Source organism: Fibrobacter sp. UWH1 (assembly GCF_002210365.1).
Lineage (GTDB): Bacteria > Fibrobacterota > Fibrobacteria > Fibrobacterales > Fibrobacteraceae > Fibrobacter.
The window spans coordinates 1-21,981 of the sequence record NZ_MWQG01000047.1; the positions used below are offsets into that span (position 1 = coordinate 1).

The window sequence follows — 21,981 nt, forward strand, 5'->3', positions numbered from 1 at the left end:
CCTCATTCAATCCCGCTGCCGGCGTATATTGAGGAGAGACTTCCTCGGGACTTGAGCTGTTATCGGAACAGGCTAGTAAGCCCAGGGCGGCAATGCCGCATGTTAGCATTTTGTAATTCATAGTTTCCTCCTTACTTTAATCGTGACATTTGTTTATAACTTCTGTGGCAAAGGACGCCCAATAAGGATCTACATAAGGTGTTTTATTTGCAGCCCCTTCAGTAAGCACAACCTTACATACATCTTCTGCCAGAATTCCGTCTTCGGCAGCACAGGCATTTTCAAAAACATCCCGAACATTCTGATCATCTGTCCTCAAGATCTTTTGAACAACACCGGCTTCCCTGACCACCCTGTAGGAGTAGGTAAAACCAGCTTCACACATAACTTCGGAAGAAAAATCATGTTCCTCAAGAGACAAGTAACCAGATTGGGTACCTCCCTTAACCGTACGGAAATCACATTCCGGCAAGCCGCAATTATCAGGAGCCATATCATAAAGTTCGCGGGGCAAGAGAATGTAGTTGTACACGCTATCTAAAGATGCTCCAGAGAACTCGACCTCATTCAATCCCGCTGCCGGCGTATATTGAGGAGAGACTTCCTCGGGACTTGAGCTGTTATCGGAACAGGCTAGTAAGCCCAGGGCGGCAATGCCGCATGTTAGCATTTTGTAATTCATAGTTTCCTCCTTACTTTAATCGTGACATTTGTTTATAACTTCTGTGGCAAAGGACGCCCAATAAGGATCTACATAAGGTGTTTTATTTGCAGCCCCTTCAGTAAGCACAACCTTACATACATCTTCTGCCAGAATTCCGTCTTCGGCAGCACAGGCATTTTCAAAAACATCCCGAACATTCTGATCATCTGTCCTCAAGATCTTTTGAACAACACCGGCTTCCCTGACCACCCTGTAGGAGTAGGTAAAACCAGCTTCACACATAACTTCGGAAGAAAAATCATGTTCCTCAAGAGACAAGTAACCAGATTGGGTACCTCCCTTAACCGTACGGAAATCACATTCCGGCAAGCCGCAATTATCAGGAGCCATATCATAAAGTTCGCGGGGCAAGAGAATGTAGTTGTACACGCTATCTAAAGATGCTCCAGAGAACTCAATTATATGAATGTTCCCCTGTGGGATGTTGGGATCAAAGCCCGGATCAAAACCCGGATCAAAACCCGGATCCGAAGATCCGTTATCGTTGCTAGAATAACCCATACCGGAGCCAGAACTTTCGATAACTTCGCTGGAACTGGAATTTTGATTTCCTCCAGTCGGGTCATCGGCAATAGAATTACCCTGTTCGTCAACACCAGCCACGCCTTCGGATCCGCAGGCGCATAGCATCGCCGTCAAAAAAATTGCGAAAAGGCCATTTCTCTTTTTCATATTGTTCTCCCTAAATTTTTTCCGTCAACGGGAAAAATTGCAAATTCAAACGATAGACCTGATCGATATTCTCGCATTCACTGGCGATCGCCATAATCCGTCTGCGAAATTCATCAACCTCCTTATTGATGCGTTCGAATGTTTTGGCATCTACCCCCATAGTTATACCAGAAATATTCCTTTCTCGAGGATCCACATTTTCAATAGCTTCCCTCGCAAAATCAATCATCTCGCGATTCAGGGAACGTAACGCCAAGGGAATCGCTTCCGTAGAACCCGAAATGACACGATCCGTCTGACGGTATTCATTGACACCCGTTTCCTGAAGTAAATTCGCCTTCGTCAACAGACCGAGCGAATCCCTGACCTGCTGAGCCGTAAAAGTGTGCTTTATCTTTCGCGCCATTTCCAGAGGCAAGGCACCGGGCATCAGAGGAGCCAATTCGCGAACGATGGTGTTGACCGCAGATTCATAATAGGCAAAGGTGTCAGAGTCTATGACACGCGCATTCTGTTCCTTGGCAATCTTAGTCATCTCTTCGAAACAAGCCTTTTTCTTGGCGTCTATTTTTGCATTTCCAAACTCAACCATCTTTTCAAAGTAGGTCAACTCAAAACCAGCCAGTCCCATAGCGGCAGCCACCTTGGGCACACCCACCCGACTCAGAGAAGTTTTACCATCACACACCAACTTCAAATAAGAAGGTGACGAAAAATCAGCCATCCTGGAAAACTCGCGCCAGGTAAAAGCGGACTTTCGCTTCCGTTCCTCGTAAAAATCCTGCATGTAGCAGCGATAATCTTGATACTCAGTAATCGGTTTCATATTTCCTCTCTTGCATGTTCAATATAACTAGGTTTTTTCAAAAAGTCAACAGAAAATGATACAAAATATTAGTTTTTCTTTAATTTCGCCTAATTTCATCAATCATTTAAAAATTTTATTCCATATATGAAACAAACCTTACCTTATATGATACAGAAGAAAAAGAAACCCCGTACCATTCGGTACGAGGTCCTTGTTTTTATTATGGCTTTAACTTATTGCGACGTTTGCCGCGAAAGTCCAGGCGGTTTTCCTGATCTTACATGTTGCTGAAGATCTGGAAGCCACCATAAGATTCCTGTCCGTGTTCTGCAAGATCGAGACCGCGGAGTTCTTCCTTTTCGCTAACACGCAGGCCCATAGTCTTCTTGATCACGATGAAGATCAGGCAAGCAGAGAGGAAGCAGGGGATTGCGTAGGCAACGACACCGAGAAGCTGGGTGGAGAAGTTGAAGCGGCCGGTGTAATCGAAGATACCAACAGCGAGGGTACCCCAGATACCGTTGACCAGGTGAACGGAGAGAGCACCAACCGGGTCGTCCAAGCGGAGCTTTTCGAAGAAGTACACAGCCAGGACTACGATTACACCACCGATTGCACCAATGATCCAGGCACTGAGCGGGGAAACGGTATCAGCAGGAGCGGTGATTGCAACCAGACCAGCCAAGCATCCGTTGAGAGCCATGGTGGCATCGGGCTTCTTTGCGATAATCCAGGAAGTTGCAGTTGCGGTAATGATGCCAGCCACAGCAGCCAAGTTAGTAGTCACAAGAATCAGAGAGGTATCGAAGGGGTTGCCGGAGAGAGCGGAACCGCCGTTGAATCCCCACCAGCCGAACCACAGGATAAACACACCGATAGTTGCCAGCGGAACGTTGTGAGCGGGAATTGCATGAGCCTTGCCGTTCACATACTTGCCGATACGGGGTCCGAGAATGATTACGCCAGCGAGAGCGCCCCAGCCACCCACGGAGTGAACCAGTTCAGAACCAGCCAGGTCGTGGAAGCCTTCTGCACCGAATGCAGCGAAGTTGGAGAGCCAGCCACCACCCCAAACCCAGGAACCAACTACCGGGTAGACGAATGCTACGTAGAAGAAGGTGAACACCAGGAAGGAGGAAAGCTTGATACGTTCAGCAACGGCACCGGAAACGATGGTTGCGGCGGTAGCGGCAAACATAGCCTGGAACAGCCAGTCAGTGAACAGGGAGAAGTGACCGTTATAAGCGGCAGTGAAGTTGGCGGGATTCATCCAGTCGCCAATGCCGAAGCCTGCAAAGCCAAGCCAACCGTTAAATTCACCCGGATACATCAAGCCAAAGCCCAGCAATGCGTACACGGAAACACCGATAGCGGGAACAGCCACGTTCTTAAAGCAGATGTTGGAAGCGCTCTTTGCACGGCAAAGACCGGATTCAACGCAAGCAAAGCCAAGGCCCATGATGAACACCAGCATTGCGGAAATCATGATCCAGATATTTTCGGTCATGAAGATTGCTTCGCCCACAGTGGGAGCAGCTTCTGCAGCGGGAGCGGCAGCGGCTTCCACGGCGGCAGCCACAGGAGCAGCAGCTTCGGCAACAGATTCAACAACAGCAGCGGCGGCGCTAGAAACGGTATCAGCTACAGCAGCGGCGGTATCGACGATAGTAGAAAGTGTATCAGCCATTTTTATACCTCCTTATTAGCCAATAGCTTCCGGGCCAGTTTCACCGGTACGGATACGGATACATTGTTCAAGGTTCGTCACAAAAATTTTGCCATCGCCGATGTTACCAGAACGGGCGCCAGCAATGATTGCATCGATGCAGGGCTGAACGAATTCATCGTTTACGGCGATACGAATACAAATCTTCTTAAGCAGGTTCACTTCGGTTTCAACGCCACGATACACCTGAGTGTGTCCCTTCTGCTGACCGCAGCCCAGAACGTTGGTGACTGACATCTTGAAAATTTCAGCCTCGTATAGAGACTGCTTTACGCTATTTAGCCTTTCGGGTTGAATGTAAGCTGTAACGAGCTTCATGATTTCATCCTTGTGTTGAGTTTATTTTTGTTTCCGCCACCCATACGCAAAGACCATGCCAACTCAGATTTTCAGTTGGCAAAAAAAATAGACGAAACCGTCTCAATCCCTTATTCTATAAGGGTTTGAACGCATCTTCCTTTTTTTATCTGTTAGATTTTACCGCCCCGACGTTCCCCCAAAAAGGCTTACACTTTATGAATTACCCAAATAAAATTATTTACACAATTTGTAATTCAAACAAAAATTTCCTATTAAAGAGCCTCCTAAGGCAACCTTCAACCCCCTCAATCCTATTTATCATATTTTTGTAATTTTCATTTTCTGTAAACCAGCAGAGACAACCACCGCAAATAAAAAACTCCCCCATGCGGAGGAGTTTCGCAAAACAAAGATGTTCGAATCGACTATTTCTTCTTCGAGTTTTTCTTGCCGGCAGCCTTCTTCTTGTCCTTCATTTCTACGCGGCGGCTTCCGGAGCGGAGGCGTTCCCAAGGGGCAAAGGACATAATGGGGAACTGCAGAACGAAGAACCACAAATTGAAAACGAAGAAGTAAAGGGCTGCGCCCCAGTAATTCAAATTAGAAGTCTTGGCGGCATCGGCGGCATTTGCAGCAGCATCGGACGCCTGGGCGGCATCCACAGCGTTAGCGGCAGGCATGTCAAAAGCCACGGCGCACACAGCTAGCAAGGAAGCCGCAAGCACCGGGACAAACATCTGCTTCGCAGCCTTTACCAAAGCACCCGCAGCAGGCACACCGGCAGACAGATGCTTGCCCGCCACAGCAGACAAGGACATCGCACTGGCAAATCCAAGAGCAGAAAGCACAGCCCACACAAGCCAGGTGGGTTCCAGGCTAGCAGGCAGAACGGCACAAAGTCCGCTCCAGAAAATCCAGGCCAAGACAAAGGGGAAAAGTCCACAGGCGAAGGGGACCTTCACCACAACAAGAGCCACCAGCGAAACAATCGCCAAAGCGCCAAACATCATGACAGGCATGTTTTCGTTACCGCCCAAGATGTAGAGAGCGCCAAATGCCAAGCCAAAAGAAACGGCAGACGCAACCGCACCGCGAACGCTTCCAAAAATAGCGAACAGTACAACGGCGGCAATGGCAGCCACGCTCAGATACTGAGCATTAGCCCAGACCCCTGCAACACCTTCCACCTCGGCCATCCACATTCCCAGCGCTTCAGACGCTCCCAAGGGCAAGGAGGCAATGCCCTGCCAGCTGGAGGCCATAAAGCTGATGGAAGCAACGACGATAGCCACAATGGAAATCAGGCGTATACGCAGCATGATCTCCAAAAAAGACTGAATCTTACCCGGTTTTTCTCTCAAATCCATAATTACCTCGAAATCAATAGTTTCTGTTTTTTAGTCCAAGTTTTCTTTTTCACACCTTCCGACGCAGGAACTTCGCAACGTACCACATAGTGATACAGCCCATTAGCAAGAAGGCGGTTACGATCATCGCGGCCATCCCAGCGGGTCACACCCGATACGGCATCCTTCAAGACCTTCACCAGACGGCCATTCTGATTGTAGATGAAAATGTTTACTCTGGAATCAGCGAAATTCTTAAAGTAGAAAGTCGTTCCCTTTTTACCCATGGGGTTCGGAGCATTGAAAACATCGGCCAGGCCCGTCTCCATCTCGTCAGTAATTTCGACCACCAACGTTTTCGTAGCAGCATTTCCAACAACATCCAGGGCCCTCACTTTAAACAAGTAGGATCCCGCAGGATATTGTTCCGTACTAAAGTTCATACGGACCTTAGCATATTTGGAATTCTGTTCAAGATAAGGGCTTGGATGGAACGGATCCTGAACACCTTCGACTTCAAAGGAAATTCCCTCATCAGCCTGTTCCCTAAAATCGAGGGCCGTAGAATCTTCCACTTCAACTTGCAAGCATGCAGGAGCCTGAAGCTTTATGTTTTGTCCGTCAACAAAGTAGGTTGCCATTGCCCCCGATATACAAGACTGAATCTTGATTGTGGGGGGAACAGTATCCTTCAAGGAATCTGCATAGTTGGATATTCCTGCGATTCTCAAATGTCCAATTAGGGAGCGGCCAACAGCAGCGGATTTCTTTGAATACGCCCACGTTGTAAATTCCGCCAGGGAATCACCAAAGGACATTTTACGCGGGGTGACAAATTCTGTAGAGAACCGTCCATTCTTCACAGCCACTTCTTCAGAATAAATCAGAGGACCATTCAAGAACACTTCCAATTCTTCGTTCATCGAATTTTGCAAATCAACCGTTTTGTACGAACGGCCTTCTTTCAAGTTCAACACGATATATCCATCATCAAGACCATCTACAGTTCCAGACAAAGTCAATTTGTCAAGCGCCTTAATCTGTTCCAGAGGTTTATCTAGTTTCACTTTATATTCAGAAATCGGCAGACCAATGACCGGTTCGCCTAACAATACATAGCGTCCTTCATTATAACGCTGGTTTCCAGATAAAGTGGAATAACGTTTGGAACCTACGTAAGCATCACCAATGCGACGGACGGAATCAGAGGTCAAGGCAAAGCTCATGAAATTCAATCCGAAGGTTTTATTCTCCGAGGCAAAAGTTTCTCTAGTCGCACCAATGGAAACAATAGAACCTGCGCCATTAGCCATTAACATTTCTTCTGAAAGTGACGGAACAGTTCCTTCATCAAAACGGCCAACCGTACAGGAGAACGAAGCCAATATGGTATATCGTCCCTTATTAGAAAGTTTCTTAACATAGCTGGGCTTCATCAAACCTTCTACAGCCCAGTCCGTCTTCGAACCATGTCCATAGTACGTGGTAATCAGGGCTCCCTGGTTCAAAATACTGATAAAGTTTTCGGCAGCGAGTTTTTTCTGTCCAGACGCATCCCGTTCATAATCCACCAGGTAAATTTTCTTCATATCCCAGCGAATATTCTTTTCTTCAGAACGATCACTGATTGTTTTAGCCGTATTTTCCTGAAAAGTGGTATGAGGGATATTATCGACACCGCCATTATTCCAGGCATCATCTGCAGCCAACAAAATGACAGAACGCCAACTAGAATTGTCAAACGTTTTCAGCATTTCATGATCTTTCGCCTTGCGAACATAGTTGGCAAACGCAGACGGAGACTGGGCAGGAATTCGCCCAACGGCAACATCCAGCTCATAAGGTCCAAAGCGAATCACTTCACCCGAATCCAGTACGCCATAAAAATCCTCGGACACATAGTCTTCATCCTGGTAGGTCGGGAAATGATTTGGCGTCAGTCGGCTGTTCATGCCGCGGTAATCGAAAGTTCCCGAGCCGACCAAAAGGACATAACGGAAATCGGGGCATACAGAGTAAACGTAAGACAGGTAGTTTCTAATTGCAACCGGAGAAAGGCGCCCTGCCGTGTACGTTCTGTAAATGTCTTCAAGATTTACTACAGAGGTGGCAATAGAACTTACAGCAGAACCGCCGGCCCTAAACTCAGCCAAGGCAACAGCTTCATTAATAAAGTCAGGAGGAGCAATGATCAAATACTCCAACTTTGAATTAGGGCGAGTCAAATCCTTAAGGACACCGCTATTGGGTCTAGAAAAACCAGCAACCCTCAAGTCCTCTCTAAACGCATCCGAACGAACGGCAAGATAGCGAACATCATCCTCGCTGGCCACGCTATCCTTGGCAACACCGTTGGATGAACGCAAATAGCCGACAGGCTGAAGATTCTTAAACTTCATGACCTGCGTACCAGACGGAACCGGAACGTTGATCACACCCGAAACATTTCCCGGCAAAAGCCATTCCGCAGAATCGACAACAGGCTTCCACTGGTAGGCAAAACTGTATCCGTTAAAACGATCATACTGTGTGCCGCCCGGGAGCATATCCAGGGCAATGGAATTGCCAGTCTTCTTAAGTTCGACGCCATCGATCCTAAAGTTACCCCCCGGCATCAAAGTCGTCGCCTCACGGCGGACTCTAGTTCCGTTCACCTCTACGGCAAAAAAGATGGAATCCATTCTTTCTGCATAACTACGGCTAGACATATAGATGTCTTTTTTCTGGTCATTTGCTTTTTCTGCAGAAGTATGACTTACAGAACGGCGGGGCATGTACGTTACGGCAACATACTGCCTGCCGCCTTCCACAAGGCCAGGCAACGTATACGTTTCATCCGTTTTTAACTCCGCAGCAGAAATACGCGTGGAATCAAACCTCGAGTGCCAATGCCAGAACCATTCCTTACCTGAAGCGGATTCCCAGTTCAGGTCCTTTCCGTAATAAGTATCCCTAAGCAAGGCATCTTCTTCGGCATGTACATAGCGCATCCACTCCACATCTCGGCCCTTTCCCGCAGGGGATTCAACCAAGTCCGAGAGTCGTTTGCCCTTACCCGTATATTTCTTTCCAAGAAGGAATCCCTGGTCAAAGGAATAGGGAGAATAGGAATGGAAGTAGTCCATCTCGCCGTTTTTAAACGACGGATTTTCGCGGTCACAACGTTTCCAGAAGCCGTTTCCGTATCCAACAAATACAATGGAGTCTCCCTCGCCAAAAGTTCCGTCAGCCTTGGAACTAGAAGGAGAATGGTCTCTAACCTCAATGGGGATTTCAAAAATTTGATTGGGATTGCGTTCCGCCGCGCCAGGACCAATTGCCGCAAGGGTATCCTGAGACGAACCATATAGGCAAATCTTATCTACAGGTATGCCCACGAGATCGTCTTCTCGTTGAGCGGAAACCATTGCCGCACGAACACTTCTATACTCTACAGCATACAGGCCATCTTCAGAGAACGAGCCAAGCTTTTTATCGCCTACAAAGAACTGTGCCAGGAATTCAACGTCGGAGTAATCGCTAGAGGCGGACTTGCGAAGGCTTTTCTGCAAAGCCTTCTGGTTCGCGCCAAAGCGCGAAGCCCCGTTCACGTTCAGTGCACGGGCAAGTCCTCTCAGACCAGGCTTCACACCTGCAGCCCGTCCGTTAAACTTGACGTTCAGTCTAAAGTTCTTGCGAAGTGCAACAGAGTTTCCTCTTTTCACATAAAGAGGCACCCGGATATCCGTAAGCCAGAGGCCATCTCGCTGAACCGCTTCAGACATCTGAATCGGACCAAAGCCAAACGACACCGGCTCCATTCTTTCCGGATCAGCACAGACAGGCTTGCCCAATTCAAGCAGACGCTCATCAGATATGAAAACCTGAGGCAATTCCTTCGTCGGCAAGGCAATGCTATACGTTCTAAACGGAACACCGTTTCCATCGAAATAAGTGGCATTTTCCGGTCGGAAAAAACCACCCTTGGAACCATCGCAATCCAGCACAGCCGTATTTGCGACTTCATCATCCATCACAAAGCGATTTTGGGAATCCTCCACCACTTTCGAGGCAAATGCAGGCACCGCCAACAGCGCCGCAAGAACAAAATTTGATATTGAAAACTTCACGTTTTCAAAATAGAAAAATGCACCTAGGGATTAGTCACCAGCAATTCGGAATAGCCGTTTCCATTGGTCCTAAATTCAACCACTTCGCCTCGAGCCGTCTTGGCCTTAAAAAGCGTAAAGAAAGGAGGCATCACACCGCTACTGAGAATGGCATCCAGTTCCTCTGACGGCATTTTATAGTTAGCATTCCATTCCTGCATATACCAATGCCAGGGCTGCCAATTGAACACGCCTCGAACAGACTGGACAAAAGCACGAAGCATCAGGGAATACTCATACTTGAAGTAATCCTCATAATCCCTAAGCATCGCCTTTTTCTCCACAAAAGACTTGGTCGAATAAGTCGGATCCAAGGTTAGCGGAGAATCTACGCGGTTTTCATAAGTAAAGCGGAATCCATTGCTCATGGTCTTGATTTTCAAGTCAGGCTTATCTATATGAACAAATTCATTTTCAGAAACTTGTTTATAATCTCTAAACACCACGGAGTTAGAAAGTACAGGATTGATCGTCAATTTTTCGGGCTTTGCATCCAGCTTTTTTAGTTCATAAAACATCAGCACTTCACCAGCACCTTTCTGCAGGAGTACAGCCAGCAAGGGAAGTTGACGTTCCGTAAGTACCCAAACCATTTCCGGCTTATTTTCAGCCTTGAGCATAGGATTCAGCACTTCCATCAGGGACGGATCCTTTACGCCGTTCACATCCCATTCCATCCACGTGCCCGTACCGCCAACAGAATCCAGCGTCGCAAACAGACGGTCGCCACTAAAGGGTCGGCGGGAATCTACGGCACCAAGAATTTTTGCGGAACCCGAAGTATAGCCGGTCTTAGTTGATTTTTGGGAGGCCGGGGCTGATACGCACAAGGATACCGCTAACAGACAGAGGCCAAGCACACGAACAAAGCTTTTACTCATTATAAAACCAACGAAAAGCGTTAGAATCCAATAGGATTGAACAGGGATTCATCCAGTCGGCTATACTGCAGATGGTATTCCCTATCCAGCCAGTACAGGGCCAATTTCTTGTCAGTCCAGTTCTTCTTCACGGCGGTAGCTTCAACGCCCTTGGTAATCAGGGGAACCGTTTCCACCAGGTCTAACTTCCAGTCGTTATCATCCCATTCAAACAGCATAATGGGAACCTCGGGGCTATTGGCAAGACCAATGCTGCCGCGGTCATTTTTCACCTTCATGGGCCCAAGTTTCAGGCTGGTAAAGCGCTGGAACATCCCCGCCTTAGAAAGGTAGAGCCACAGCATGCGATCTTCGGAAACTTCCCACAGGTGTTCACGTTCGTATAGACGGTAAAGGAGAATGGAATAAATTTCGTAAAACTGGCAGGTATCCAGTTCCGCCTCGGTGTAGGACATGGCATGACGTTCCAGTTCATCCAACCAGTTTTCCGAAGGATCGGTCAGCATTTCCAGCAAGGTGTCTGCAGGAGTATCGACGCGAATGGCGGCAAGGAACTTCTGGAACATGGCTTCCAGGGCGGCCTGCTTATCAATTTCGCGATTCTGAGCCTTTGCATCCTTAACGGCAGCAGATTCGCTTAACGAGCTAGAGGAACCAGCACAGCCAGCAAAAAACATGAGAATTCCGGCAACAGCGGCCAAAACTATTTTATTTTTCAGTACATGCATCGCGACACCTACCTAAAAATGACCTTGGATGAACTCCTTCGAGCCTGCACCCTCAAGGGGTATCAAGGCAGCGGTCCCGGCGGCCAGCACCGCAACAAGACCAACACAGGAGTCCTTTTAACTCTTCGTGAATTCAATTTAGAAATCAAATCCTGCGAAGGTAGGAGCGCTCACGAAAATAAGATCCATGCATTGCACCGTATGCAGATGGCCCTAGCCCTGCAAGTTCGAGAAACACCAGCAAGCCCGGAAATTCCTTTTCCCGGCAGCAACGGTCACATCCAGACCTCCAATGCGTTATTTCCCCTTTTCGTAGCTCATGTATTTGATATTATGGCCGCCAAGGGGGGAGATACCAAGACCGCAGCAGCCGCATTCAACCTCAGTCCCAGCGCCCTGGTTAAAATTCTTCGGCAAGATAAAGCCTGCGCCACAAAACTCCAAGGGAACAGGCAACAAAACGGCCAAAAGCCCCTTAAGCTTTAAGATTTCGCAGACTTCCGAAAGTAAAAATCTTTTTACGGTGTCAAAGGCGATTTTCTGGATCAAAAACTCGTGTTAAGAAGTGGACCACTTCAAAACAGGAGGTTTTATGAGTCCGATTCTTAACCGCATCTCGACCAAGTGTTTCTTGGCCGCCATCTTGTTCTGCGCCGCATTTTTCTGGAACTGCGGGACAGACTCCACCAACAACCAGCTTTCGTCTGTTGACGTCGAAAAGACCAGCGTTTCCCTGAGGTTTTCCTATACCGAAACCCCTCTGGTAGACAGTCTTGTTCTTGACTGCCTCGGCCCGGACACGCTCCATTTGATTCATGCCCCAGGAAATCCCGACTTCAGCCTGGACCTGTTTCCCAGCGACCACTGGAGTTTCAAGGCAAAGATTTATGCCAACGGAGACCTGCTGCAGATGGGAGAACTGGAAGCCAAGCTTTCTGCAGGCGCTGCCGTAAACCTGAGCATCCAGATGCACGCCATCGTAGGCTTTGTCTACATCGAGGTTCCGTTGGGTCTGAACAACAGTGCGGGAGTTACCCGGGGAACCATGACCCTTACATCCGACAAGGACAGTTATACCATCCCCATGACCCAGACGGCAACCGCCGGTATTTTCAAGAGCGGAATGTTGAAACTGGGGGCCAACTACGATGTGGAAATCACACTGTTCGGCGAAGATGGAAAGGGCATCTACAAGCTGAAAGACAAGTTCCTTTTGACGGAAGACAGCCCCGTTCCAAATCTGACATTAAATTCGCTCAGGAGCCAGGTTTCGCTGATGGTGAACTTCGCACCAGAAAAGAACGTGGAATTGACACTCCCCCTGCCAGCAGGATACCGCAAGCCCAAGGCCAACGAACTCCTGATTACCGAAGTGATGGCCGCCCCCGACAATAAGGACACTACCCAATACGAATTTGTAGAAATCTACAACGGCAGCCTGGACACCCTGATTCTTGACGACTGCGCCATCGGGCTCACCAGCTCCAGTTCCACCAAGTTCATCCCCCTCACCGTCAGCGAGATTCCGCCTAACGAGATCCTCGTTCTGGGAAACCCCAACAGCCAAAATACACCCGCCCTCCACATCGGGACCGACGGCTGGAACGACATGGGAAATTCCAAAGGGTTCGTCATCCTCAAGTGCGACGACATTACGCTGGATTCGCTTTACTACGCCTCGGAACCAGACTCGCTACACCCTAATGTAGTACCCGCAGTTCCCTCGGGCAAAAATGGCGCCTCCTCCCAACTGAACCTGGAGCAGTGGAAAAACCGTCAGGATTCAACCGCCTGGAAGCTGGCCACACCCACACCGGGAATCCTCTAACGAAAAAAACGGCCGCTCCAGAAAGCGGTCGTTTTAAAATTTGCAGCCGATTAGGCGAATTAAGCTCTAATCTGAGTGTTAGCGCGTTCCACGTCAAACAGTCTGCGGAGCAGTTCTGTACGGGCAGGTTCACGTTCTTCAGCAAGAGTCAGGGGAGCCATGTTGATAGCTACCAGGATAGAGCCCGGATAGTTATTTGCATTCTTGATGAATTCGCTGCTAGAAACGCCATCGGTATAGAAGTCAACCACAAAGGTATCCCAGTCGTCGTTTTCAAGCTGTTCCTGGGCTTCGGCCTCAGTCTTGACAGCCTTAATCGTAGCGCCAACCAGAAGATCGGTCAGCACTTCGAGGCAAGCCTCACGGCGAGCATCGTCTTCTTCCCACACCAAAATGCAACGGTCGCTGTAGTCACGGACAACCGGGGCAGAGGATTCTTCTTCGGACTCGAACTTTTCGAGGGCGGCCTCGTCCATTTCGTCGTCATCAAAATTATCAAGATCTTTATTCTTTGCCATAGTAGCCCAAATATAGTAAAAAAGCCATGAGTTACGAGCTATGAGCCATGAGTTACGAGCTATGAGCTATGAGTTATGAGGCCTGTAAGGGTGTTTTTTGCGCAATGCTCACAGTTCCACACTCAAAGCTAACTTGCCATGATTGTGCTATTTTTCTAAATTTGCGCCCAAAAATAAACCTTTCTATATATAAGAAGGCCCTATGGATCAATCTAAAATCAGAAACGTCGCCATCATCGCCCACGTTGACCACGGTAAAACTACCCTGGTGGACCAGCTCCTCAAGCAGTGCGGAACCTTCCACGAAGGTGAAGAAGTCAACGAACGCGTGATGGACTCCGACAACCTGGAACGCGAACGCGGCATTACCATCCTTTCCAAGAACACCAACGTGATGTACAAGGGCTACCGCGTGAACATCGTGGATACCCCGGGGCATGCCGACTTCGGTGGCCAGGTGGAACGCGTTCTTGGTACCGTTGACGGTGTGATTTTGGTGGTGGACGCTTTCGAAGGTCCTATGGCCCAGACCCGTTTCGTAACCCAGAAGGCTCTCCAGATGGGCCTTATTCCTATCGTCGTCGTGAACAAGATCGACCGTGACGGTTGCAATCCCCATGGCGCTCTGGACAAGGTTTTCGACCTGTTCTGCGAACTTGACGCAACTGAAGAACAGCTGGACTTCGACAAGGTGTTCGGTTCCGGCCGTCGCGGTATCTGCAAGGCAGAAATGGAAGATCCGGATGGCGATTTCTCCATCCTCATGGACAAGATTATCGAACGCATTCCGGCTCCCAAGGGCGATCCGAATGCCGAACCCCTCATGCAGATTACCTCTCTGGAATACTCCGGCTTCCTCGGTCGCTTGGCAGTGGGCCGCGTCCAGAACGGTCTGTTCAAGCCGGGTCTGACTGTTGCACAGTCCACTGTCGACGGCAAGTTCAAGAACGTCCGTCTCCAGAAGGTTCTCCGCTACGACGGTCTTTCTCCCCAGCCGGTTGAAGAAGCCGGTCCGGGCGACATTGTTCTTCTGGCAGGTTTCGACAACTTCGACATCGGCGATACCCTGTCCGATCCGAAGAATCCTGTGGAACTGCCCCGTATCCACATTGACCCGCCCACCATCTCCATGATGTTCACCGTGAACACCTCCCCCTTGGCAGGTAAGTACGGTGGTAAGTTCATGACTGGTAACCAGCTCCAGGAACGTCTGGAACGCGCACACATGGCTGACCCCGCCCTCCTGGTGGAAAAGGCTGACGGTGCTTCCAACTTCAAGGTTTCTGGCCGCGGCATTCTCCATCTGACCATTCTGGTGGAAAATATGCGTCGTGAACTCTATGAATTCACCATCGGTTCTCCCCAGGTGATTTTCAAGAACGACGAAAACGGCAAGCTCCTGGAACCGGTCGAAGAATTCAAGGTCGAAGTACCTAACGAATTTAGCGGCGCCTGCATTCAGGAAATCCAGCAGCGTAAGGGCGAAATGACCAACATGACCACCGATGAAAACGATCGCGTCACCTTGGAATTCAACGTTCCTTCTCGCGGCCTTATCGGTATCCGTCCCAGACTCCTGTCCCTCTCCAAGGGTTACGCCATCAGCCAGTCCATCTTCAAGGGCTACGAACCGTACAAGGGAGAAATCCCGGCTCGTATCAACGGCGTGCTCATTGCTAAGGAACCGGGTGAAGCCGCTAGCTACGCTCTTTCTAACCTGGAAGACCGCGGCTACCTCATCATCGGACCGGGCGCTGAAGTTTATCCGGGCATGATCGTTGGCGAACACAACCGTGATGTGGATATCACCGTGAACGTCACCAAGGGTAAGCACCTGACCAATATGCGTTCCAAGTCTGCTGATGATATGATCCAGCTGACTCCGTATCGCCGTCTGACTCTGGAAGAATGCGTTACCTTCATTAACGAAGACGAATGCATCGAAGTCACTCCGGAAGTTCTGCGCCTCCGCAAGACCGAGCTGGATCCCATCAAGAGAAAGCAGCTCTCCAAGAAGCCCGCAGAAGAAGAATAATCGTTGTTTGCGGTACCAATGGCGCCGCGACACTTCTCGGATTAGAAAAGACCCGCTTTTTAAAGTTGGTCTTTTCTTATTTCTACAAAAAGCCTGCGGAAAAATTTCCACAGGCTTTCTTCACAATTCAGAACTAAAACAACAATTATTACGGAACACGATAGAAGTTGAAACCGAGAATAATATCATCAGTTGCAACATCATTTCTTGTACGGGAAATATTAATCTTAATCGGATTATTATTCTTCGCAACAAATTCCACATACTGGAAGGTAGCATTTCTAATCTGGGAAGTTGCAGTGTTGCCTTTGTACTGAGAAACATTCAAGCCAAAGACCATAGGGATTCTTTCTTCAGTCTTAGAATTAGAAGGTTTAACAGATTTAGGATTAACCAGCCAGGCAATAGCAACACGATAAGTTTTACCCGCAACAATACCATTAGCTTCTTCAACATGAATAGTGCCATAATTATCAATGGCATTGTTGGGACCTGTCCAGAATTTAGAACGATTCAAGCCAATCATAGCGCTGTAATTAGGAACGCCCTTCAGGATTTTCTTATTTAGCTTGCTTGCGGTATAATCAGTAGAACTGGTCACAGGATTCGTGCTGGATGTCAACAGGAGAGCCTTAACAACTTCGGGATGCCATTTATAAAATCATTTTTATTGCTAAATCGAAAATTAGAATATTTGCATTGGAAGACGTCATTTCACCTGATGAACCGCTATTGCCAGCACCAGCAAATTCGGTCACACGAAAATCATATACATACTGATCAATTTCATCAGTCAAATCATTGTTTTTACTAGCCTTTTCCAATCCAGCCGAAACATTTCGCCCCGTGGCAACACCAACAGGAACATCGTGAGAATACGGCAATGGATAGAAATGATTCGTTCCCTTACTTTCACCAACGAGTCGATTTAAAGAAGAATATACACTTCCCGCAGTAGCCGCCGTAAGAAGGTATGCTAAAGCCGTGCTATGGGAAGAAAGTCCACATATGGAGTAACTATTATCACCGGCATATTTTGAAGCCCAATTGATAGGAGCAACCCTACGATTTCCTAAACAGCCATAATAATCCGAAAGAAGATGGATTTGTTCTGCACTACCTCCTGCAGTAAAAGAACTCTTCTTGAAAATGTTGCTTTCATAATCATAAGACCTGTCCTTAGGGCCATAATAAGGCTTACTATAAATCCAAAATTCCGGATACTTCCAATCGGTATAATCAGCATAATCGAGCTCGCGAGTACAAACTATCTTATCGTTAGACCTTTCTAAGAAGTCGTCTTCCGAAACTTCTTCTCCATCAATTGCGTATACTTTACCTTGATAAAGTTGGTATTCATACTCACCCATGGTAAGAGAGCCGTATCTTGCATTGCTAGCCTTCATCAAAGCAGACTTGTTCTGCTGCATATTATTTTTACCTGCAGCAGTTTCTACGGTCTTAGCATAATTTGCAGTGTTGTTCTGGCGGCCAAGCATATCAAATGACTTGTCCTCAGCATTTGCGCCCATAGCAAGAGCACAAATCGCTATCATAGAAAGCGGTTTCTTCATCTTTTACTCCTTAATTTATATAGAATTAGAAGTAGTTAACCATAGAAAATAGTCAAACACCACGCCCATTTAAGCGTTTTTCACAATACTGGATATGTAGAGAAAAATCAAATATGTGGACTTAGCATTCCAACAAATTCCTCACTATTGCCGCGGAGTAACGCCGACGGCCTTGGCAACATATTCGCGGAGCATGTTTTCGTCGTAAATAACTTCCATGTCGCTTTCGGGCATCGGGATTTCCAGCTGGTCCATCATCTTGCGGAACAGGTCGCGGTCTTCAGCGATGTCGATGGAATCGATGCTGGTACCGAGATTCTTCACGCCTTCGTCGCTGAGTGCGCGGGCGATGTTCAGCGGAATTTGGCCACCGAACTGCACGATAACGCCTGCGGGCTGTTCCTTCTTGTAAATCTGGAGAACGTCTTCGAGGGTAACCGGTTCTAAGTACAGCTTGTCGGAAGTATCGTAGTCGGTAGAAACGGTTGGAGGCTTCGCCTCTTTCCCCTGGCTCGCCAAATGACAATAAACAAGTTTATTGTCGCTTGGCTCGCTGCGCGGCTATCCGGGTTGCAGTTCACCATGATGGTTTCGTAACCCATTTCGCGGAGAGCCATTGCAACGTGGCAGCAGCAATAGTCGAATTCGATACCCTGGCCGATTCTGTCCGGGCCACCGCCGAGGATCATGATCTTTTTCGGGTTATTGGTGGCGGTAGATTCGTCCTTGCAGTTGTTGGTAGAATAGTAGTAGTACTGGTCCTTCACGCCGCTTACGGGCACTGCGCACCAGCCTTCAACCATGCCAAGTTCGATACGCTTTGCTCGAACGTCCTTTTCACGGATGCCGAGGATCTTTGCGATGTACTTATCGCCGAAGCCATCCTTCTTGGCCTTGATGAGGATTTCATCCTTCGGGTGCATGCCCGGAGTCTTGAGCATTTCTTCTTCATGTTCGACGAGTTCCTTCATCTGTTCAATGAAGTATGCCTTTTCGTAGGTCACGGCGTTCACTTCCTCGACGGTAGCGCCCTTGCGGAGAGCTTCGTACATCTGGAAGTGGCGTTCGGAATAAGCGGTCTTCATCATTTCGAGAAGTTCTTCCTTCGTCTTCTTGTTGAAATCCTTAATGCTCTTTTGGGCGTTCCCCGCGCTCCGCACGGGTCGGGCTATATTTTAGTGGCCGTTTGACATCGCTCCGCTCGCAACCAGCCTACTAAAACGGAGCCTTGCTTACGCAAGTCTCCGCCCCAAGGGGTCACTATCCCTAACGCATTTCAATCAATCGGTATAGTAGCCGCGAAGATTGTAAACCAGGTTGACAGAGATTCGGCCGTCGTCGGTCACGGAATCGTCGATATTCCAGTCATAGCGCAACATAAGCGACAACCAGTGCGCCTTCGGCCCGAACATGAGCAGGTTGTACCCGATGTCCGCACCCATGTACCAGCCGCGGCGCCAGTCGTCACAGCCCCAGCCCCACAGGATGTCGAAAAACAGGCCCTTCGTCTGCGAAAACCTGTGGATGGATTCAATCGCCCACCTGGATTTCGTATAGCCCATGGTCCCGGCATAATCCAGGCCCAGAAGCCAAGAATGACTATCCGAAAAGCCCCACGCGAGGTCAAATCGAACTTCCGAATACCAGTCCCCGTAAAGGTCCTTGCCTCCCGCGGCTACCTCCAACCCCATATAGTCCGACATATTGCAGAGAACATCGGCAGCTAAGCCGGCAACAGCACCAGTTGCAGAACTTACGCCATCGGTTGCGCGGCACCTCGCTTCGTGGGTATTTTCATAATCCACCACTTCGGTATAAGGGGTATCGAGCTTCGTACTTGAATTCATGATCTTGTCCGTCAACGAATAGGCCACCATTTCAAGGTCATCGCCCGGCAGGAATTTTTTATGCGCGGCCCTGATAATTTTCGACCCTTCAAAGCGCACCATCCCGAGCCAGTAGGTGTTCTTCAACTTCACAAACGTCATCTGGAGCTTGACCCCATCGTGGTCATCAGAAAGTCCGTATCCAAGTTCTTCGAGGGCCGTTTCCGTATTTTTGGCGGCAAGATCCGCCGTGTTGTCGTCCACACCGATGAACTCCGGATCCATGAAAAACACTTCGGCGGGCCTATCGCTTTTATAGCGTTTGGAGGCCGTCCCGAAAGACTTTGTAAGCATGTTTTCCACCGCAACGTCGACGCTGTCCGCATCGGCAACGGTGACAGAATCCTCTTCAATCTGGCCGTTGAATGAAAACTTCTTCATCCGCACGGAGCGCTTCGCGGGCCCGGACGCCGTAAAGGAAACGCCGACGTTCTCGATTTCGGGACTGGGGGCATGCCCGAGTTCCGCTAAATAAACGGTCGCCATCGCCCGAAGTTTTTTGGCAGACAGGTCCCACGTACCGTCGGCATCCCCTTCAATGACCTGCACTGTCGCAGCCCCTGCACAAACAGCAAGGAAACCGAACAAAATAAGAATACGAGAAACAACAAGCATTAACTAAAATTCAAAATACCTGTCTGGAAACTTCGCGGATGACTGATAAACAGAAAATGTCATGTCCACTTTAGTCTCTTGCGCACCAACCAACACAGAAATATGCATGGCACTGATTTGCTTCGTTGCATCATCATACTCGAAAGTCATTACCGATGAATTTTCCCCTACATTTTGTTCCATTTTCTGCACTTGTTTTTTCGCCGAATCATAATAAACAACGGACGAATCCCCTTCAATCTTATAAAGCGAACCCTCAATGCGTACGGGTTCCTTCCAATTCCCGGAACCTAACGTATTGGACACATTTTGAACAGAAGCTAATTTTTCTATTTCACCATTGTATGAGGTAATCCGCTCTTTTTGAGTCACCAAGTCAACAGTTTTCATTTTTTCACCGGATTGAATCATCCGCTGGTTCACAAGGGAACTCCGCATTTCAAAATAGACCTTATTTTTCCCTTTGGTCACATAATGATAATCTGTAGCCTGAGAACCAAACGTAGGAACGATCACCACCGTATGTACCCGATATTCCAAGGAATCCGGGTTAATCACATTAGCACTCAAGCCCCTTTTCACATCTTCCAATGTAAGAGCGAAGGACGAAACGCAAATAAGCGCAACAGCCATAAAAAATTTTTTCATTTATAAATCCCTATTGTTAAAAGTTCCATTGAGCGGAAAGACCCCAGCCTCCCATCGACATCCAACTATCATCGCCACCGTGCAATCCGTGAAAATTCCAATAAACCATTCGATAATCGGCATTAAGGCCTAAAAAAAGATTTTCGTTCAAATAATATCCTAATCGGTAACCATATCCGAAACAGAATCGACGACCGTCAAATGTTTCATTGAATGAATGTTCTTCCATGGCACGGTTTACATTATTCCACGCAAATATCCATGAAATACTTGGATACGCCTCAAACATAATATTCTTATAGGTCACAGACCAAGTAAAAGGCCTGAATCCGATAGTCCAAAAAGACACGGCTTCATCGCCATCGTCATAAGAATAGCCAAATCTTTTTACATCAAAAGAAAGCTTATAATCAATTAGATTTGAGGTTTCATTGAAAAATCCTGCTTCAAGCGAAAAGCCAACAATGCCCGATGGGTCCGAAACCCAATGAGATGATTGAAGACGACTGTCCCCTATATTTACAGAGACAAAGGCCGCCTGTGCGCTAAGGCAAAAGAAAAGAAGTAGAACTAGAATCCGCATGACTTATTTTCCTCTGCCAAAAACACAACACCATCTTTTTCAAAATATCCATTTGTTTTTTTTTCAAATGAGCCTAATTTATCCACATGGAGACTATATAATACGGAGCCATCCTTTTCTTGATTACCTACAGAAAAATCTGAATCATACTCAGTTTCATCATAAGTTTTTTCAATTACAAAAGACGAATCAGCATTCATGTTCGCATAAACAAGTTTGTACTGAACATGAGCCACAGAATCTATACAAAACTTCGTGCAATACACTACCTGAGTTTCATACCAATTTTCGTACTTCGTTCCATAATAGCACCCTTGAATTTCTTCTTGGCCAATGAGTTCCGCGGCCTTCGATGTTCCATGGTCAATGTAGGGGCAAGCGGTCAGCATAATGGCCATGAAGCAAAGACATGCTGCAATCAATATTTTTTTCGAGCACATCATTCGATCTTTACCTTGTTTAAAATATTTCCATTGCGGCCCAAGACTAGATAATTATTAGGTGCAAAAGTAACATTTTTAATGGATACATAATGTTCGCCATCATTCCATGCACCTTTAAATAGTGTCTGTAACGGAATTCCCGACGCATCTACGACCTGCAGAGTATAGTAAGCAGACTCGTTTACTGCAACTAGAACCTGGTCACCATCAATAGTAATAGAGCCATTTGTCGCAACAGCTTTGCGGTTATTCTTTGGCATTACCGTCGATGACAGTGGAATAGCCCCCCACAACAAACTTCCCGAAAGGTCCAGCACAACTATCGAATCCGCCTGCGACATCTCATGAGTCAAACCATAATGGGATGGATCATCCGCAACATTCCAATTTTGCTCGTCGGAATGATGCAACGCAAACTTCACACCGTTCCCAAAATCGGATTTTTCACCAGAATTCAAGATAACCCGAATTCTATTTGCAAATGCATAATCCGAGCGGAATCTGAAGGATGCAAAAAA

The 21,981-nt window shown here is 47.8% G+C and carries 20 protein-coding genes and 1 pseudogene; 3 read left to right on the forward strand and 18 right to left on the reverse strand.

The window, feature by feature from the left end; all coding sequences use genetic code 11:
• Positions 1 to 136: 136 nt before the first annotated feature.
• From B7992_RS14470 to B7992_RS14510, 9 genes are all read right to left on the reverse strand, one after another.
• The gene (locus tag B7992_RS14470) at positions 137 to 682 is read right to left on the reverse strand and encodes a hypothetical protein (protein WP_141100487.1); all 546 of its coding nucleotides are present in this window, start codon (positions 680 to 682) and stop codon (positions 137 to 139) included.
• Between the two features lie 15 nt (positions 683 to 697).
• Complete coding sequence (locus B7992_RS14475) at positions 698 to 1,396, reverse strand: hypothetical protein (protein ID WP_088666623.1); 699 nt, start codon at positions 1,394 to 1,396, stop codon at positions 698 to 700.
• 10 nt (positions 1,397 to 1,406) lie between these two features.
• The gene (locus tag B7992_RS14480; RefSeq protein ID WP_088666624.1) at positions 1,407 to 2,222 is read right to left on the reverse strand and encodes a TIGR02147 family protein; all 816 of its coding nucleotides are present in this window, start codon (positions 2,220 to 2,222) and stop codon (positions 1,407 to 1,409) included.
• Positions 2,223 to 2,481: 259 nt separating this feature from the next.
• A complete protein-coding gene (locus tag B7992_RS14485; RefSeq protein ID WP_254917729.1) occupies positions 2,482 to 3,891 on the reverse strand; it encodes an ammonium transporter in 1,410 nt (469 codons plus the stop codon).
• A gap of 15 nt (positions 3,892 to 3,906) precedes the next feature.
• Complete coding sequence (locus tag B7992_RS14490; RefSeq protein WP_073156489.1) at positions 3,907 to 4,248, reverse strand: P-II family nitrogen regulator; 342 nt, start codon at positions 4,246 to 4,248, stop codon at positions 3,907 to 3,909.
• A 407-nt stretch (positions 4,249 to 4,655) separates the two neighbouring features.
• The gene (locus B7992_RS14495; RefSeq protein ID WP_073156487.1) at positions 4,656 to 5,597 is read right to left on the reverse strand and encodes a hypothetical protein; all 942 of its coding nucleotides are present in this window, start codon (positions 5,595 to 5,597) and stop codon (positions 4,656 to 4,658) included.
• 2 nt (positions 5,598 to 5,599) lie between these two features.
• A complete protein-coding gene (locus tag B7992_RS14500) occupies positions 5,600 to 9,685 on the reverse strand; it encodes a C25 family cysteine peptidase (protein WP_254917730.1) in 4,086 nt (1,361 codons plus the stop codon).
• A 23-nt stretch (positions 9,686 to 9,708) separates the two neighbouring features.
• Positions 9,709 to 10,605, reverse strand: a complete 897-nt coding sequence (locus B7992_RS14505; protein ID WP_141100488.1) for a hypothetical protein — start codon at positions 10,603 to 10,605, stop codon at positions 9,709 to 9,711.
• Between the two features lie 20 nt (positions 10,606 to 10,625).
• Complete coding sequence (locus B7992_RS14510) at positions 10,626 to 11,333, reverse strand: hypothetical protein (RefSeq protein ID WP_073156478.1); 708 nt, start codon at positions 11,331 to 11,333, stop codon at positions 10,626 to 10,628.
• Positions 11,334 to 11,351: 18 nt separating this feature from the next.
• Here B7992_RS14510 and B7992_RS14515 point away from each other — a divergent pair, with 18 nt between their 5' ends.
• Positions 11,352 to 11,819: a peptide chain release factor-like protein gene (locus B7992_RS14515; protein WP_254917731.1), complete on the forward strand. Its 468-nt coding sequence runs from the start codon at positions 11,352 to 11,354 to the stop codon at positions 11,817 to 11,819.
• A gap of 106 nt (positions 11,820 to 11,925) precedes the next feature.
• Complete coding sequence (locus B7992_RS14520; protein WP_088666628.1) at positions 11,926 to 13,161, forward strand: lamin tail domain-containing protein; 1,236 nt, start codon at positions 11,926 to 11,928, stop codon at positions 13,159 to 13,161.
• A 59-nt stretch (positions 13,162 to 13,220) separates the two neighbouring features.
• Here B7992_RS14520 and B7992_RS14525 read toward each other — a convergent pair whose 3' ends face one another.
• Positions 13,221 to 13,679 (reverse strand): hypothetical protein, encoded by a 459-nt coding sequence (locus B7992_RS14525; protein ID WP_073156469.1) that lies wholly within the window; start codon positions 13,677 to 13,679, stop codon positions 13,221 to 13,223.
• Between the two features lie 202 nt (positions 13,680 to 13,881).
• Here B7992_RS14525 and typA point away from each other — a divergent pair, with 202 nt between their 5' ends.
• Entirely contained in the window at positions 13,882 to 15,714 is a 1,833-nt protein-coding gene (gene typA / locus B7992_RS14530; RefSeq protein WP_073156465.1) for a translational GTPase TypA, read from the forward strand.
• 148 nt (positions 15,715 to 15,862) lie between these two features.
• On the opposite strand, the gene B7992_RS14535 is transcribed toward typA, so the two are convergent.
• The 8 genes and pseudogenes from B7992_RS14535 to B7992_RS14570 form a co-directional block, all read right to left on the reverse strand.
• The gene (locus B7992_RS14535) at positions 15,863 to 16,315 is read right to left on the reverse strand and encodes a hypothetical protein (RefSeq protein WP_088666629.1); all 453 of its coding nucleotides are present in this window, start codon (positions 16,313 to 16,315) and stop codon (positions 15,863 to 15,865) included.
• 52 nt (positions 16,316 to 16,367) lie between these two features.
• Positions 16,368 to 17,288, reverse strand: coding sequence for a hypothetical protein (locus B7992_RS14540; protein ID WP_073156459.1), 921 nt, complete (start codon positions 17,286 to 17,288; stop codon positions 16,368 to 16,370).
• A 153-nt stretch (positions 17,289 to 17,441) separates the two neighbouring features.
• A pseudogene (locus tag B7992_RS14545) lies at positions 17,442 to 18,415 on the reverse strand (carbamoyl phosphate synthase large subunit); the annotation flags it as partial.
• A gap of 153 nt (positions 18,416 to 18,568) precedes the next feature.
• A complete protein-coding gene (locus B7992_RS14550; RefSeq protein WP_073156457.1) occupies positions 18,569 to 19,789 on the reverse strand; it encodes a hypothetical protein in 1,221 nt (406 codons plus the stop codon).
• A 3-nt stretch (positions 19,790 to 19,792) separates the two neighbouring features.
• Entirely contained in the window at positions 19,793 to 20,437 is a 645-nt protein-coding gene (locus B7992_RS14555; protein WP_073156454.1) for a hypothetical protein, read from the reverse strand.
• Positions 20,438 to 20,453: 16 nt separating this feature from the next.
• Complete coding sequence (locus B7992_RS14560; protein WP_073156451.1) at positions 20,454 to 21,020, reverse strand: hypothetical protein; 567 nt, start codon at positions 21,018 to 21,020, stop codon at positions 20,454 to 20,456.
• A complete protein-coding gene (locus B7992_RS14565; RefSeq protein WP_139258163.1) occupies positions 21,008 to 21,418 on the reverse strand; it encodes a hypothetical protein in 411 nt (136 codons plus the stop codon). Before B7992_RS14565 ends, B7992_RS14560 begins: the two co-directional genes overlap by 13 nt.
• Positions 21,419 to 21,459: 41 nt before the next feature.
• The coding region (locus B7992_RS14570) for a hypothetical protein (RefSeq protein ID WP_217897619.1) at positions 21,460 to 21,981 on the reverse strand (522 nt) is incomplete at its 5' end.